This is a genomic window from Cupriavidus sp. 05L310 (genome assembly GCF_056398185.1).
In genome coordinates, this window is record NZ_JBFTOX010000035.1 from 83,909 (window position 1) to 98,915 (window position 15,007).

At 66.4% G+C, this 15,007-nt stretch carries 11 protein-coding genes; 5 read left to right on the forward strand and 6 right to left on the reverse strand.

What is annotated here, in order from left to right; translation table 11 throughout:
- Nucleotide 1: 1 nt before the first annotated feature.
- Nucleotides 2–1,633 (reverse strand): methyl-accepting chemotaxis protein, encoded by a 1,632-nt coding sequence (locus AC1DS6_RS24670; RefSeq protein WP_477103349.1) that lies wholly within the window; start codon nt 1,631–1,633, stop codon nt 2–4.
- Nucleotides 1,634–1,926: 293 nt separating this feature from the next.
- Here AC1DS6_RS24670 and AC1DS6_RS24675 point away from each other — a divergent pair, with 293 nt between their 5' ends.
- Together AC1DS6_RS24675 and AC1DS6_RS24680 are read left to right on the forward strand one after the other, a co-directional pair.
- Nucleotides 1,927–3,249 carry a putative bifunctional diguanylate cyclase/phosphodiesterase gene (locus tag AC1DS6_RS24675; RefSeq protein ID WP_045236297.1) on the forward strand — a complete coding sequence of 441 codons (1,323 nt, stop codon included), beginning with the start codon at nt 1,927–1,929 and terminating at the stop codon, nt 3,247–3,249.
- A gap of 341 nt (nt 3,250–3,590) precedes the next feature.
- Nucleotides 3,591–6,542: a DUF6600 domain-containing protein gene (locus AC1DS6_RS24680; RefSeq protein ID WP_477103350.1), complete on the forward strand. Its 2,952-nt coding sequence runs from the start codon at nt 3,591–3,593 to the stop codon at nt 6,540–6,542.
- Between the two features lie 106 nt (nt 6,543–6,648).
- Here AC1DS6_RS24680 and AC1DS6_RS24685 read toward each other — a convergent pair whose 3' ends face one another.
- From AC1DS6_RS24685 to AC1DS6_RS24705, 5 genes are all read right to left on the reverse strand, one after another.
- Nucleotides 6,649–7,821: an ABC transporter substrate-binding protein gene (locus tag AC1DS6_RS24685; RefSeq protein WP_441637548.1), complete on the reverse strand. Its 1,173-nt coding sequence runs from the start codon at nt 7,819–7,821 to the stop codon at nt 6,649–6,651.
- A gap of 241 nt (nt 7,822–8,062) precedes the next feature.
- Nucleotides 8,063–8,770 (reverse strand): ABC transporter ATP-binding protein, encoded by a 708-nt coding sequence (locus AC1DS6_RS24690; protein ID WP_441637550.1) that lies wholly within the window; start codon nt 8,768–8,770, stop codon nt 8,063–8,065.
- A complete protein-coding gene (locus AC1DS6_RS24695) occupies nt 8,757–9,521 on the reverse strand; it encodes an ABC transporter ATP-binding protein (RefSeq protein WP_477103351.1) in 765 nt (254 codons plus the stop codon). The genes AC1DS6_RS24690 and AC1DS6_RS24695 overlap by 14 nt, the downstream gene beginning before the upstream one ends.
- Nucleotides 9,514–10,569, reverse strand: a complete 1,056-nt coding sequence (locus tag AC1DS6_RS24700; protein WP_477103352.1) for a branched-chain amino acid ABC transporter permease — start codon at nt 10,567–10,569, stop codon at nt 9,514–9,516. The genes AC1DS6_RS24695 and AC1DS6_RS24700 overlap by 8 nt, the downstream gene beginning before the upstream one ends.
- A 10-nt stretch (nt 10,570–10,579) precedes the next feature.
- On the reverse strand, nt 10,580–11,443 hold the full coding sequence (locus AC1DS6_RS24705; protein WP_035864592.1) for a branched-chain amino acid ABC transporter permease: 864 nt from the start codon (nt 11,441–11,443) through the stop codon (nt 10,580–10,582).
- Between the two features lie 438 nt (nt 11,444–11,881).
- Between AC1DS6_RS24705 and AC1DS6_RS24710 the strand changes: the two genes are divergently transcribed.
- The 3 genes from AC1DS6_RS24710 (at nt 11,882) to AC1DS6_RS24720 (ending at nt 14,776) form a co-directional block, all read left to right on the forward strand.
- Nucleotides 11,882–12,754, forward strand: a complete 873-nt coding sequence (locus AC1DS6_RS24710; protein ID WP_477103353.1) for an IclR family transcriptional regulator — start codon at nt 11,882–11,884, stop codon at nt 12,752–12,754.
- A 91-nt stretch (nt 12,755–12,845) separates the two neighbouring features.
- The gene (locus AC1DS6_RS24715) at nt 12,846–13,658 is read left to right on the forward strand and encodes an SDR family oxidoreductase (protein ID WP_477103354.1); all 813 of its coding nucleotides are present in this window, start codon (nt 12,846–12,848) and stop codon (nt 13,656–13,658) included.
- A gap of 143 nt (nt 13,659–13,801) precedes the next feature.
- The gene (locus tag AC1DS6_RS24720) at nt 13,802–14,776 is read left to right on the forward strand and encodes a Bug family tripartite tricarboxylate transporter substrate binding protein (RefSeq protein ID WP_441633382.1); all 975 of its coding nucleotides are present in this window, start codon (nt 13,802–13,804) and stop codon (nt 14,774–14,776) included.
- Nucleotides 14,777–15,007 lie beyond the last annotated feature (231 nt).

Genomic DNA, 15,007 nt, shown 5'->3' on the forward strand with positions numbered 1-15,007 from the left:
CTCATACCTTGAAGCGCGACACGCCGGTACGCAGGTCGTTGGCAACCAGCGTCAGCTCGTCGATCGCCTGGCTGGACTGGCGCAGCGATTCCACGGTCTGCTGGGCCGCTTCGGACAACTGCATCAGGGCCTGGTTGATCTGCTCGGCGCCGCCGGCCTGGGCCTGCATGCCTTCGTTGACCATCTGCACCCGCGGTGCCAGCGACTGCACCTGGCCGATGATCTGGGAGAGCTGGTCGCCGACCTGCGTCACCTCGGACATGCCGCGCCGCACTTCTTCGGAGAACTTGTCCATGCCCATGACACCGGCAGCCACGGCGGACTGGATCTCGCGCACCATCTGCTCGATATCGTAGGTGGCTACCGCGGTCTGGTCGGCCAGGCGGCGGATTTCGGTGGCGACCACGGAGAAGCCGCGGCCGTAGTCGCCGGCCTTCTCGGCTTCGATGGCGGCATTGAGCGGCAGCAGGTTGGTCTGGTCCGCCACCTTGGCGATGGTGGTGACCACCTGGTTGATATTGCCCGCCTTCTCGTTCAGGGTGGCCAGCTTGGCGTTGACGGAGCCGGCGGCTTCCATGACATGGTGCATGGTGGCCTCCATGCGCGACAGGCTGACCTGGCCCGTGCCGGCCAGGCCGGCGGTCTGCTCGGCGGCGCCGGAGACCTCGGTCATGGTGCGTACCAGGTCGCGCGAGGTGGCGGAGATCTCCCGCGAGGTGGCGCCGATCTCGGTGGTGGTGGCGGCGGTCTCCGTGGCGGTGGCCTGCTGCTGGCGTGCGGTGGCGGCGATCTCGTTGACGGAAGTGGTCACCTGGATGGCCGAGCGCTGGGCCTGTCCGACCAGCCCGGTAAGATCGCCGGTCATCTGGTTGAAGCCCTGCTCCACCTCGAGGAATTCGTCCTTGCGATTGAGCGACAGGCGCTGGCGCAAGTCGCCGCCCCGCATATTGGTGAGCAGATCGACGATCGAGCGCATCGGCACGGTGATGGAACGGAACAACAGGTAGCCGGCTACCAGCGACTCCAGCAAGGCGGCAATCAGCGAGACCTCTATGCTGATCTTGGCGGTCTCGACCGCGTGGTTGATGCTGGTGGCGCCTTCGCTGGCTACCTTGTTGTTGTCGTCCAACAGTGTTTGCAGGGTAGTCCGGCCTTCGTCCCAGATGGCATGGATCGGGCCGCGCAGCCGGCTTTCCATGGCGCCGGCCTCGGCGCCGCCTGCCGCGAAGATCACCGAACTGGCTTCGTCATAGCCGCGGCGGATCTCCTTGTACTTCTCGAAGCGCTGGCGGTCTTCGGGGCGCCGGATCGAGTCGGCGTATTTCTCTTCCAGGGCGTCCAGCCGCTTGCGCAATGCCACGTTGCTCTCGGCGTACTGGCGCCGCTCCGTGTCATTGGCCGCGGTGATGCTCTGCCAGGCCAGGACATAGGCTTCGCCCCAGGCACCACGCATGGCGGTGCTGTAGTAGAGTCCCGGCAGGGCATCGTCGCGCAGCGCGGTGGCATTGGTTTCGATGGCCGACTGGCGGTCGTAGGCGATCACCGCCGTGAGTAAAATGACCGCCAGGATAAAGGCGAAACTTACCAGGATGCGCGTGCGGATGGTCCAGAGGGTCACGATGCGTTTTCCCATTGCTTTTCTTGTAGTAGGGGGAGCGGGCGGCCGGGCGCGGTGAAAATGGCGCGCGGACGCGGGTTAGAAGGCTGGGCGGAGCACCAGGGGTGCGTTATAGCGGGGTAGGGTACTGTAAGGCTTCTGCCATTTCAATGGCGCCCGCGGAAGGGAACGTCAAGGGTAATGGTATTTGTCCGGTCGCAACATATCGCCATATTATGGTTTGACGCGGCTTGATTTTTTCCTGGTTTTCGTCACACTTGCCAAATAGTCAGATCGGACCGATGTCGATAATCACAAACAGGGCAGGCATGGTGGCCAGGTCAGAGGCGAGGGCCGGCGCGCCGTCGAACGCGGACCTCGATCCGTTGACCGGCGTAGCGTCGCGCCAGGCATTCTTGAACACGCTGGAAGGCCGCCTGCGCTCGGAGGCCACCCCGCGCTGTTCGCTATTGCTGCTCGGCATCGACGATTTCCGTGCTTTCAACGATATGCACGGCCATGCCGAGGGCGATGAAATCCTGCGCCGCGTGGCACGCCGCCTGCGCGACGCCTCGCCGCGCGACGCCATCCTGGGGCGGATCGGCGGCGACGAGTTCGCCGTATTGCTCCCCTCCATCGCGGATCCCACCCTGGTGCGCCATGTCAGCGCGGCCATCCTTTCGCTCCAGTCGGAGCCCCACGAATACGGCAACCGGCGCCACCATGTGCTGGCCAGCCTGGGCGCGTGCGTGATGCCGGCCGGCGGGGACAACGCCTCGGATGCGCTGGCATCGGCCAGCCTGGCGCTGGGCCGGGCCAAGCGCGACGGCGGCCGCACCATCCGCTTCTTCAAGCCGCAGATGCGCACCGACGTGACCACCCGCCTGTCGCTGGTGCAAGCCTTGCGCGATGCCTACGCGCAACGCCAGTTCGAACTCCTGTACCAGCCGCAGATCGACCTGCGCGATGGCCGCGTGGTGGGCGCCGAGGCGCTGATGCGCTGGCGCCATCCCACCCAGGGCCTGCTGACGCCGGCCAGCTTCATCGATGCGCTGGCGGCCAGCAGCGTGGCGGCGGACGTTGGCGTCTGGCTGCTGCACACCGCCTGCGCCCAGGCGCGCATGTGGTCGCTGGGGTTTCCCGATGCGCCGCGCGTCGCCATCAACCTGTTTGCGGCGCAACTCAGCGAGAGCCGCCTGCTGACCGAAGTCCGCCACGTGCTGCGCGAGCTGGCCCTGGCGCCCGAGCGGCTCGAGCTGGAAATCACCGAGACCATCGCCCTGCAGCAGGGCGACGAGTTCTCCGGGCAGTTGCAGACCTTGCGCCGGGATGGCGTGACCCTGACCTGCGACGATTTCGGCACCGGCTACGCCTCGCTCAGTTTCCTCAAGTCATTTCCGGTCGACCGCATCAAGATCGACCAGTCGTTTATCCGCAATGTCACCGAGAGCCCAGTCGACGCCGCCATCGTGCGCGCCATGGTGAACGTGGGCGGCAGCCTGGGCATCGGGGTGGTGGCCGAAGGCGTGGAAACCGTCGAGCAGCGGGATTTCCTTGCCGCGAACGGTTGCCATGAGGTGCAGGGCTACCTGTACGGCCGGCCTATGTCCCCCGACAAATTTACCGAATTCCTGCGGCAGTCGGCTCGCTGAGCCGGGCGGGCCGGGCCCGCGCCACCATCGCTGCTCCGCCTTTTCCCCGTTGATACCATGTGCCGGCTGCCCTGCACGGCCGCGCTTCCCGCCTGGAAATTTGTTTCCGGCTTTGTCCTGCTTCGTCCCGTTTCGTCCCGCCAGCCCTGGCAGCCCGACGTGGCGGGGCCCGTGGCGGGCGGCGCGCAGGCAAGTTGTGCCTCTCCCGCCTGTCCAGGACAGGGAAATATGTGCTTACAAAGTCAAGTCGGCTAGTCCGGCAGCCTGGCGTTAAGCGAAGTATGGTGATAGCAGGGTGGCAGGTGTTGGCCCGCGCGCCCATTCTTACCAAGAGGTATCCCATGTTTTCCGACCGCAGGCCTGGCGCCCGCACGCGCGCCCTGCTCCTGGCCGCCAGTCTCGTTTTCATCACTTGGCAACTGCCGGCGCTGGCGCAGTCCGCCGATCCTTCCGCGCGCATCGCCACCATCACCGATGCCGCCGGCAACCTGAGCTTTGCCCCGGCGGGTTCCGACGACTGGGCGCAGGCAGGCCTGAACCGGCCCATTACCACCGGCGACCGCCTTTGGGTCGATAACGGCGGCCAGGCCGAATTGCACGCCGGTTCCACGGCGATCCGGCTGGGCAGCGGCACCGCCGTGACCGTGCTCAACCTCGACGACAGCGCCACGCAGGTCAAGCTGACCCAGGGCACGCTGCAATTGCGCGTACGCGCGCTGCCGCCCGACCAGCCGGTCGAGATCGACACGCCCAACGTGGCTTTCGTGCCGGCCGAGCCCGGCGATTACCGCCTCGACGTGGCGCCTGACGGCAGCAACACGGTGGTCACCATGCACCACGGCTCCGCCGTGGTGTACGGCGACAACCGCTCGCGGCAAATGCGGCGCGGCGAGCAGATCCGCTTTGCCGGCACCGACCTGGCCGAGGCTGGCAGCGCCACCAATCCTCCCCTGGACGGCTTCGACCGCTGGACCATGGCGCGCGATGCGCGCGAGGACAGTTCGCCGTCGGCTCGTTACGTCGCGCCTGAAATGACTGGCTATGCCGCGCTGGACGACTATGGCGACTGGCAGGAAGACCCCGGCTATGGCGCGGTCTGGTTCCCCCGCGTGGTGGCGGCGGGCTGGGCACCTTACAGCACGGGCTACTGGGCCTGGGTGGCACCGTGGGGGTGGAGCTGGTGCGACGATGCGCCTTGGGGCTTCGCCCCGTCCCACTACGGCCGCTGGGCCCGCATCGGCAACCGTTGGGGCTGGATGCCGGGCCCGCGGTCGGTACGGCCGGTCTACGCCCCAGCGGTGGTGGGCTTTATCGGCGAGGGCCACGGGCACGGACGTGGCCCGGGCGTAGCGTGGTACCCGCTGGGACCGCACGAGGCTTATCGCCCGGTCTATGGCGCCAGCCCGGCGTATCTCAGCCGCATCAACCGCTTCGCTGGCAACAACGAGGCGTTCAATCGCCATGGCGGGAATGCCTTCATCAACCGGAATGTGCCGGGGGCGATTACAGACATGCCGTCGCGCGCTTTTGTACAGGGCCAGCGCGTGCCGCCCGGCGCGCGCGGCGTGGCATGGCGCAACCTGCCCCAGGGCGAGGCCAACGGCACGCCGCCGCTGGCGCCCGTCAAGGGCAGCCTGCATGGCGCGGCCCCCGCGCGCCCGGCGCCGCCGGAAGCCGCGCAAAGCTTCGGGCGCCCGGCCATCGCGGCCCGCGTGCCGGGCCGCCCGGCCAGCGATGAGCTGGCCCAGCGCTTTGCCCGCGCCGGCGGCACCGTGCCCGGCGCCGGGCCGGCATGGCGTGGCGCCGGCAATGCGCCAGGCGGGAACCCGGCGGCTTCCGCGCCCGTCAGGTTGAGCCAGGCTGCGCCTGGCTACCATGGCCGCAACGGGGCAGGCCAGATGCCCGGAACGCCGGGCGCTCCCGGCGGCGGGAATCCTGGCATGCCGGCCTTCGGCCCACAACGTGCCGACGGTGGCGCCCGCCCGCCCGCGCCGCAGGGCCTGATCGGGACCGAGCATGGCGGCCAGCCACCCGTGCAGGGCGGCGATCCGCGCGTGCGCGGCTGGACCACGCGTCCGGACCAGGCGCGCGGCTTGCCGCCGCAAGGGGGCCAGCCAGGTTCGCAACTTCAGCAGGCTCAGCAGGCCCAGCAGGCCCAGCAGTTCCAGCAACGCCAGGCCGAGCAACGGGCCGCCGCGCAGCAGAATGGCCGTACCCTGCAGACCGATCCGCAGGGGCTGGGCCGCCAGCAGCAAGAGCGGCAGATGGGAGACCAGCAACGGGCGCAGCAGGCGATGCAACAGCAGCAGGAGATGCAGCGCCAGCAGCAGCAACGGCAGATAGGGGACCAGCAGCGAGGGCAGCAAGCGGTGCAACAGCAACAGGAAATGCAGCGCCAGCAGCAAGAGCGGCAGATGGGAGACCAGCAGCGGGCGCAGCAGGCGATGCAACAGCAGCAGGAGATGCAGCGCCAGCAGCAGCAACGGCAGATAGGGGACCAGCAGCGAGGGCAGCAAGCGGTGCAACAGCAACAGGAGAGGCAGCGCCAGCAGCAGGAACGGCAGATGGGAGACCAGCAGCGGGCGCAGCAGGCGATGCAACAGCAGCAGGAGATGCAGCGCCAGCAGCAAGAGCGGCAGATGGGTGAGCAGCAGCGTGCCCAGCAGGCGATGCAACAGCAGCAGGAGATGCAGCGCCAGCAGCAGCAACGGCAGATCGGTGAGCAGCAGCGCGCCCAGCAGGCAATGCAACAGCAGCAGGAGATGCAGCGCCAGCAGCAGCAACGGCAGGTCGGCGAGCAGCAGCGCGCCCAGCAAGCGATGCAGCAGCAGGAAATGCAGCGCCAGCAGCAGGAACGGCAATTGGCCGACCAGCAGCGTGCCCAGCAGGCGATGCAACAGCAGCAGCAACGGCAGGTGCAGGAACAGCAGCGCCAGCAGCAGGCAATGCAGCAGCAGGCCATGCAGCGCCAGCAGCAGGAGCGGCAGATGCAGGAGCAGCAGCGGCAGCAACAGGAACAACAACGCCAGCAGCAGGCAATACAACAGCAACAACAGCAGCAACAACAGCAAGTCATGCAGCGGCAGCAGCAAGACCAGCAGCGCCAGCAGCAGGAGATGCAGCGCCAGCAGCAGGAGCATCAGCGCCAGCAGCAGGAACAGCAGCGGCGGCAGCAGGAGCTACAGCGTCAGCAGCAGCATGCGGCGGCGCAGCCGCAGCCAGTGCGGCAAGTGGCGATGCAGCAGCCTGATGCACAAGGGGGAGCCGGCAACCTGCCGCAGTACCGGGCCTGAGGCCCGCATCCGGTAGCGCAAAAAGACAAGCCCGCCACGGTACGCCGCGGCGGGCTCGCTGCCGGCGCCTGGCCCGAGCGCCGGTTCTCTCCTTTGCTTCGCGCGCTTACTTCGCCAGTTCCGACAGGCGCACCGGGGCAATCTTGCCGCCCTGCACCCAGCCCACCACGGTGTCGGCGACGGTGCCGCCCTTGGCGTCGAGGCTTTCGATCTCGTTGGGGTTGGCATCCTTGGCCAGCGTCTTCACCGCCTCCGGCATCCTGGCCCGGATCGCGGCTGCGTCGGAGGTGGTGCCCGCCAGCTTCATGGCGCCCGCCAGCGCGTACACCATGGTGTAGTTGAGCGACATCTCGGTAGTGGCGTCGCGGCCGTCGTGCAGTTTCTTGTATTTGCTGTTGTAGGTCTGCGCCGCCGGGCGGGCGTCGTTGGCCAGCGGCATCACGCCGATCGATCCTTCCAGCATGGCCAGGCCGTTGGTGACTTTGGCCATCTCGTCGAGCTTGGCCTGGTCCATCACGATAAAGCCACCCTTGAAGCCCAGTTCGCGCGCCTGCTTGACCACCAGCGCGGTCGGCTCGGACGGGCCGCCGACAAACATCACATCGGGTTTGTCGGCCAGCACGCGCGACACGCCGCTGTAGAAGTCGGTGGCCTTGGTATAGGACATCGGGTTGTTGGCCACCACCTTGCCGCCGGCGCCTTCCCATGCCGGCACGAAGGCTTGCACCCAGGCCTTGGCGTAGTCGTGGTCGGCCGGCGCCAGCGCCACGTTCTTGCCGTAGCGCTTCATCTGCGCCTTGATGAAGGGGTCGATATAGCCGGTGTATGCCGGCGGGATGCGGATGGTCAGCTTGTTGCCGGCGTCGGTGATGCGCGGCACGCTGGAGTAGGCCATCACCAGGAATTTCTCCTGCTCGTTGAAGGCTTGCAGGGCGAAGATGCCGCCGGAGTGCGGCACGAACACGGCGGGCGTCTTGTATTGCTGCACCAGGCGGCGCGCGTTGATGGCGGCTTCGGCGGGGGCGTATTTGTCGTCCAGCGAGACGACTTCCAGCTTGACCTTCTTGCCCTTGACTTCCAGGCCCGAGGCGTTGATTTCGTCTACTGCCATCTGGATGCCGGACAGGACGTTCTTGCCGTACAGGGCGGCGCCGCCGGACAGTGGGCCGGTGTAGCCGAGTTTGACGACTTCCTGGGCGAAGGTGGTGCCGGATGCCATCAGGGTGGCCACGGCGGTGGCGGCGAGGGGGAAGAAGCGGCGGATCATTTTGGTCTGCATTTGGCTGTCTCCTGATGTGTTTGTATTGGGTCTGACTGGAACGTGGAACGGCTTGACTTCAAATTCAACTTCAAAGGCTTAAAGTCAAAGGCGGTTTCACCCCCCTGCGGGGGGCGACCTACTTTCTTGTCTTGCCAAGAAAGTAGGCAAAGAAGGCGCCCCATACGGCCTGGTACACCTTGAGGGCTCGCTTCGCATCGCTTGGGGGGTGGCCCGGTTGGGCCACGAAAGCCGGCAGGCGCTATCCGCCGATGTACGCCTTCCGGATTCCTTCATCCTTTAGCAGCGTGTCGCGGTCGCCTTCCATCACAATGCGGCCGCTTTCGATCACGTAGGCGCGGTGGGCGATGCCCAGCGCGGCGTAGGCGTTCTGTTCGGCCAGCAGCACCGTGGTGCCGGCGCGGTTGATGCGCTGGATCACCTCGAACATCTGCTTGACCACCAGCGGCGCAAGGCCGAGCGAGGGCTCATCGAGCAGCAGCGTGCGCGGCCGGCCCATCAGCGCGCGGCCGAGCGCCACCATCTGCTGCTGGCCGCCTGAGAGGGAGCCGGCCGGGTCGTCCTTTTTCTGCCGCAGGATGGGGAACATCTCGAACACTTCTTCCAGCGAGCGTTTGATGCCTGCCGGGTCGCGCCGGTGCACGTAGGCGCCCAGTGTCAGGTTCTTCTGCACGCTCATGGCGGGAAACAGCTTGCGGCCTTCCGGGCAATGCACCAGCCCGGCCTGCACGATCTGCGAGGGCTTCATGCCGGCAAGTTCGCGGCCGTCGAAGCGCATGCTGCCGCCATGGGTGCGCTGAATGCCGCTGAGCGCCAGGAAGATCGAGCTTTTGCCGGCGCCGTTGGCGCCCAGCAGCACCACCAGCTCGCCGGCACTGGCGTTCAGCGTGATGTTGTCCAGGGCGCGGAAACTGCCGTAGGAAAGCGAAACGCGTTCAAGCTGCAACATGGTCGGCTCCCAGGTAGGCTTCGATGACCTGCGGATCGCGCTGGATCTGCGCCGGCGTGCCTTCGGCGATTTTCTCGCCGTAATTGAGCACCATGATCTTGTCGGCCAGCCGCATGATCATGTCCATCTTGTGTTCGATCAGGCAGACCGTCTTGCCGTGGCGGACCATCTTTCGGATCAGCTCGGCCAGGCCTACGGTCTCCTCCGGATTGACGCCGCCGGCGGGCTCGTCGAGCAGCAGCAGTTCGGCATCGGTGGCCAGCGCCAGCGCAAAGGCCACGCGCTTGCGTTCCTCCTGCGTGATGTCCGCGGCCACTTCATGCGCGAGGTGCGTGAGGCCGACGAAGTCCAGTGCCTCCTCGGCCTTGGCGCGGCACAGGCGTTCTTCCTCGCGCAGCCGGCGCGTGTTGAAGATCACGTCGGCAAGGCCCGAGTGCGTGCGCAGCCGGTGGCCCACGATCAGGTTGTCCAGCACGGTGGCGCGGTCGAACAGGTGCGTGGCCTGGAAGGTGCGCGCCACGCCGAGCCGGGCGATCTGGTCGGCGCGCAGGCCCGCCACGTCCTGCCCCTTGAGCAGGATTTGCCCGGAGCTGGGCGCGTGGGTGCCGGCGATCAGGTTGAAGAAGGTGGTCTTGCCGGCGCCGTTGGGGCCGATGATGGCGTTGATATGGCCGGTCTCGAAGGTGATCGAAACATCGTGCACGGCGGTCAGTCCGCCGAATTTCCTGGTCAGGTTGCGAATCTCAAGCATGGTCGGCCCCTGCGTTGGCGGCATTTGCGGCGTTGGCATTCGGGTTGGCGACGACGGGCGCGCCGGCTGGTTGCGCGCGGCTCTTGCCGCCGCGCCGCGCGGCGGCGGCGCGGCGCGCCTGGCGTTTCGCCCACGAGCCCACGATGCCGTCCGGCACGAAGATGATCAGCAGGATCAGCACCGGCCCGAACACCAGCATGCGGTAGTCCTGCAGGAACTGCAGCGTCTGCGTGACCCACGGTACCAGCACCGCGCCCAGCAGCGGCCCCAGCAGCGTGCCGGTGCCGCCCACCAGCATCGCCATTACCATGTCGAAGGTGAGGTCGGTGCGCGCGATATCGGGTCCGAGAAAGCGCACCTGGCCCGCGTACAGCGCGCCGGCAAAGCCGGCATAGCCCACCGACAGCACGAAGGAAAGCACCTTGGTGCGCATCAGGTTGATGCCGAGCGCCTCGGCCAGCGCGTCGCTGTTGCGCACCGCCATGAAGCTGCGGCCCAGCAGCGAGGTCACGATGCGGTGCATCAGGAAAGTGCCCGCCACCAGGAAGAACAGCACCAGGTAGTACTGCGCCTGCACGTTGTCGAATACCAGCGGCCCCACCGACGCCGGCACCGGGATGCCGATCAGGCCAACGGTGCCATGCGTGAGGCTTTCCCATTTTTCGATCAGCAGGTAGATGATGTAGCCGATGCACAGCGTGAAGATCGAGAAGTAATGCCCCTTCAGGCGCAGCGACACCACGCCGACCAGGTAGCCCACCGCCATGCACACCACGCCGGACAGCACGAACGCGCCCCAGAACGGCACCTGGTGGTCCACGGTGAGAATGCCCAGCGTATAGGCGCCGATCGCCATGAAGCCGCCGTGCGCCAGGTTGAGCTGGCCGGTATAGCCCGTGATCAGGTTCAGCCCCAGCGTGGCGATGGCGTAGATGAAGGCCAGCGTCATCACCGTCAGGTAGTAACTGTTGGGCGTAACCAGCGGGAACACGATGGCCAGCGCCAGCAATAGCGCCCAGCCGGTCTTGCCTTGCAATGCTTTGCTCATGGTGCGCTCCTTATGCGGCCTTGCTTGCAAACAGGCCTTGGGGCCGGATCGACAGGATGGCCACCAGCAGCACGAAGGCGATGATGTCCTTGTAGTCGGTCGAGACATAGAAGCCGCCGAAGCTCTCGGCCATGCCGATGATCAGCCCGCCGACGATGGCGCCGGGAATGCTGCCCATGCCGCCGAGGATGATGATGACGAAGGCCTTGGTGATGACCAGGTTGCCCATGCTCGGATAGACCAGGTTGATTGGCGCGTACAGCGTGGCGGCAATCGCGGCGAGCGCGCCGGAGATGGCGAACACCAGCAGCGTGACGCGGGTGGCGTCGATGCCGACCAGCGCCGCGCCTTCGCGGTTCTGCGCCATCGCCACGATGGTGGAGCCGGTCACGGTACGCGTCAGGAACAGGTGCAGCAGCACCATCAGCCCGAATGCCGCGGCGATGATCAGCAGCCGTTGCGCCGGCGCGGTCAGGCCCAGCACCTCCACCATCTGGCCGTAGGGCGTGGGCATGCGATGGAAGTCCGCGCCCCACAGTGCCTGCGCGCCGGCCTCCAGGAACAGCATGATGCCGATGGCGGCGATCATGTCGTGCAGCTCGGGCGCGTTGCGCAGCGGATGGAACACCAGCCGGTCGGCCAGCATCGACAGCGCCGCCACCGCGATGGCGGCAGCGCCCATCGCCAGCCAGTAGTTCACGCCAAGCGACGTCATCATGTAGTACGAGACGTAGGCGCCTGCCATGTAGAAGGCGCCATGCGCGAAATTGGGCACGTGCAGGATGCCGTAGACCAGCGTCAGGCCCAGCGCCACCAGGCTGTACACGCCGCCCAGCGTCAGGCCGTTCAGGACTTGTTGAAGAAACAATGTCACGGGCTTACCTCATGCGACTTTTGCAAACACGAACGAAGGCACGCAAGCCGCGGCGCGGGCTGCGTGGAAGTGGCGGCGCCGCGCGCTAAAGCCGGGGCCGCTTGATCAAGCTGGGGCGGGAATCAGCCGCGAGGCGGTGCGGCTTGTTGAAAGGCGTGCTGCATGCGTTGTCTCCTGTGCGATGCGGAATGGCCTGCTCAGGCAGGCCCCGGGTGCCGGTGTCGTCGTGTACCGTGAAGCGTGCCACGCATGTCGCTGTAGTCACGTTCCAGCACGATCGTTCGTTTTCATTGACTGTTGCATACGGCCTGAGGCACAGTCAAGAAATACGGAATTGTCTTCCGCACAGCGAAATAGCCGGCGCGCCTCTGTCCACAGCCTTTCATGGCGGCCACAGGCACGTTCTTCACCAGCCGTTGCCCAGCGTCCTCGCCACGTATGAAACGCACCTCGTCGATTCCGCATTTGCCCGCCGACGCGCCGCTTGCTGCCGTCGCCGCCGTCGATGCGCAGCCCCGTGCGGCGGCGCAGGACACCGACCGAGACGACCGCAATTTCGTCACCGCGCTGGCGCGCGGGCTTGACCTGCTGCGCGCCTTCGGCCCGCACGACGATTACCTGGGCAATGCCGAACTGGCACGCCGCGCCGGCATTCCACGTCCCACCGTTTCGCGCCTGACCTACACGCTCACCAGCCTGGGCTACCTGATCTATTCCGCCTCGCTGGAGAAGTACCGGCTCGGCCAGGGCGCGATGGTGCTCGGGCAGCGCTACCTGGCCGGCTCGGGCATCCGCGAGATCGCGCAGCCGCTGATGCAGTCGCTTGCGTTTGCCACCGATTGCACGGTCGCGCTGGCGACATCGGACCGCCACGAGATGGTCTACCTCGAGGTATGCCAGCCGCGCGGCGCGCTGGTCATGCGGCTGGCGCCGGGCTCGCGCTTGCCCACCGCCACTTCCGCCATCGGGCGGGCCTGGCTCGCCGGGCTTGAGCCGGCGCGGCGCGCCGCCGTGATGGCTGACCTGGAGCGCCACTATGGAGCGCGCTGGCCAGCCATCCGCATCAAGCTTGAGCGCGCGCTGCGAGATTACGCCAGGCGTGGTTTCTGTCTGGCGCATGCCGAGTGGGACCGCACCGTGAGCGGCGCGGCGGCGCCGGTGGTGCTCGAAGACGGCGCGGAAGTGCTGGCCATCAATATCGGCGGCGCGGCTACCCGGCTCACGCCGGAAATCCTCGACGGCAACCTGGGCCCGCGCATCCGCGAACTGGCGGATGCGCTGCAGGCTCGCTTGTGGCAGGGGCGCGGATAGCGTCGCCACCACCGTCGCGTATCGCATTCTCGCGGCCCAAGGGCCGCACATCTAGCTGGCAATGCAGACATAGCAAACAAAGGAGACAAAGATGGAGATTCGCAACAAGACCGTGGTGGTGACCGGCGCGGCGACCGGTATCGGACGCGCGCTGGCACTGGCCTTTGCCGCCGGCGGCGCGCGTGGCGTGGCCGTGGTCGACCTGGATGCGAAGGGCGCGCAAGAGGTGGCCGCCGAGCTGGCCAAGGCCAGCCCTGATTGCCAGGTGTTCGCGCAACAGGTCGACGTGGCCGATGCTGCCGCGGTGCAGGCGCTGGCCGACGAAGCCACGCAGCGCTTCGGCCAGATCGACGTGTTCTGCTCCAACGCCGGCATCATCCTGCGCAAGGGTCTCGAGGCCAGCGCCGAGGAGTGGCAGCGCATCTGGGAGATCAACGTGATGGCCCACATCCACGCCGCGCGCGCGGTGCTGCCGCAGATGCTGGCGCGTGGCGATGGCTATTTCGTCAACACCGTATCGGCCGCCGGGCTGCTGTCGCAGATCGGCTCGGCGCCGTATGCCGTGACCAAGCACGCTGCCATCGGCTTTGCCGAATGGCTGTCGATCACTTATGGCGATCGCGGCATCAAGGTCAGCTGCATCTGCCCGCAGGGCGTGCAGACGCGCATGCTGTTCGGCGAGGACGGCGATCGCAAGGGCTTCCTGCAGGCGGGCTCGGTCACGCCCGAGCATGTGGCGCAGGTCACGCTGGAAGGGGTGAAGGACGAACGCTTCCTCATCTTGCCGCATCCGGAAGTGCTCGAGTACTACCAGCGCAAGGGACAGGATTACGATCGGTGGCTAAAGGGAATGCGCCGCCTGCACGATAAAGTGATGGCGGAGTTCGGTGGCACGGTGGTGTGAGTGTGGCGTGAAATCCGCGCCATAGCATCATGCTGAGCCAACGCCGCCGCCGGACAGGCACGAGTTGTCGCGCCCGTCCGGCGGCGGCTTGCGGGACAATCTCTGGTACCAAAAAAACAAATCAAGTCATCGGGAGACATACCATGCGCATCACCTCTTTCGCAGCGGCCGTGCTGGCCACCTGCGCCGCATTCGCCGTGCCATCGGCCCAGGCCGACACCTATCCCTCCAAGCCGATCCGGATGGTGGTGGGTTTCCCTAGCGGCGGCGCGCCCGACATCCTGGCGCGCATCTTCTCGGAGAAGATTTCCCCATCCTGGGGGCAACCGGTGGTGGTGGACAACAAGCCCGGCGCCGGCGGCAACATCGGCGCCGAAGCCGTGGCGCATGCCGCGCCCGATGGCTACACGCTGGCGCTCGGCACCGTGGGCACGCACTCCATCAACGGTGCGCTCTACAGCAAGATGCCATATGACATGGTCAAGGATTTCGCGCCGGTGATCCTGGTCGCGTCGACGCCGAACGTGCTGGTGGTCAACCCCTCCGTGCCGGCCAAGAACGTGGCCGAGCTGATCGCGCTGGCGAAGGCCAAGCCGGGCAGCCTCACCTTCGGCACGCCGGGTGTCGGCACCTCGCCGCACGTGGCGGGCGAAATGTTCAACTCGCTGGCCGGGGTGAAGCTCACCCATGTTCCCTATAAAGGCCGTGCCATGGCGATTCCTGATCTGCTCGGCGGCCATATCTCCATGATGTTCGACAACCTGCCTTCGGCGCTGCCGGTGATCAAGGAAGGCAAGGTGCGGGCGTTAGGGGTGACCAGTGCCAAGCGCTCGCCGTCGGCACCGGATATTCCTACGCTGGCGGAGCAGGGGTTGCAGGGGTTTGACGCGGATTCGTGGTTTGCGATTTTCGCGCCGGCGAATACGCCTAAGGATGTGGTTGCCAAGCTGAATGCCGAGTTGAATCGGATTTATCAGTTGCCGGATGTGCAGGCCAAGTTGAAGACGCTTGGGTTGGATCCTATTCTTGGGACTCCGGAGAAATTGGCTGGTTTTCAGCGGGCGGAGATTGCTAAGTGGGCGAAGGTGGTGAGGGATTCGGGGGCTAAGGCGGATTGAGTTCTTCTTGGGGGGAGTGTTTTCGGCGTTGGTTTTTGGACCCAACAGCGTACGACATCCCCCTGCGGGGGACGCCGGTCACTCTTCTTTGCTTCGGCAAAGAAGACTAACGAGAAGAAAGCCGACCCTGCCGGGAGCAGAGCCATCAGGCTCTTCAACTGCGTTGATTGCGTCGTGCGGGTGGTGGCTTCGGCTGGCATGTCCTACCGGCTTCAACGGCTGCTCCCCTGC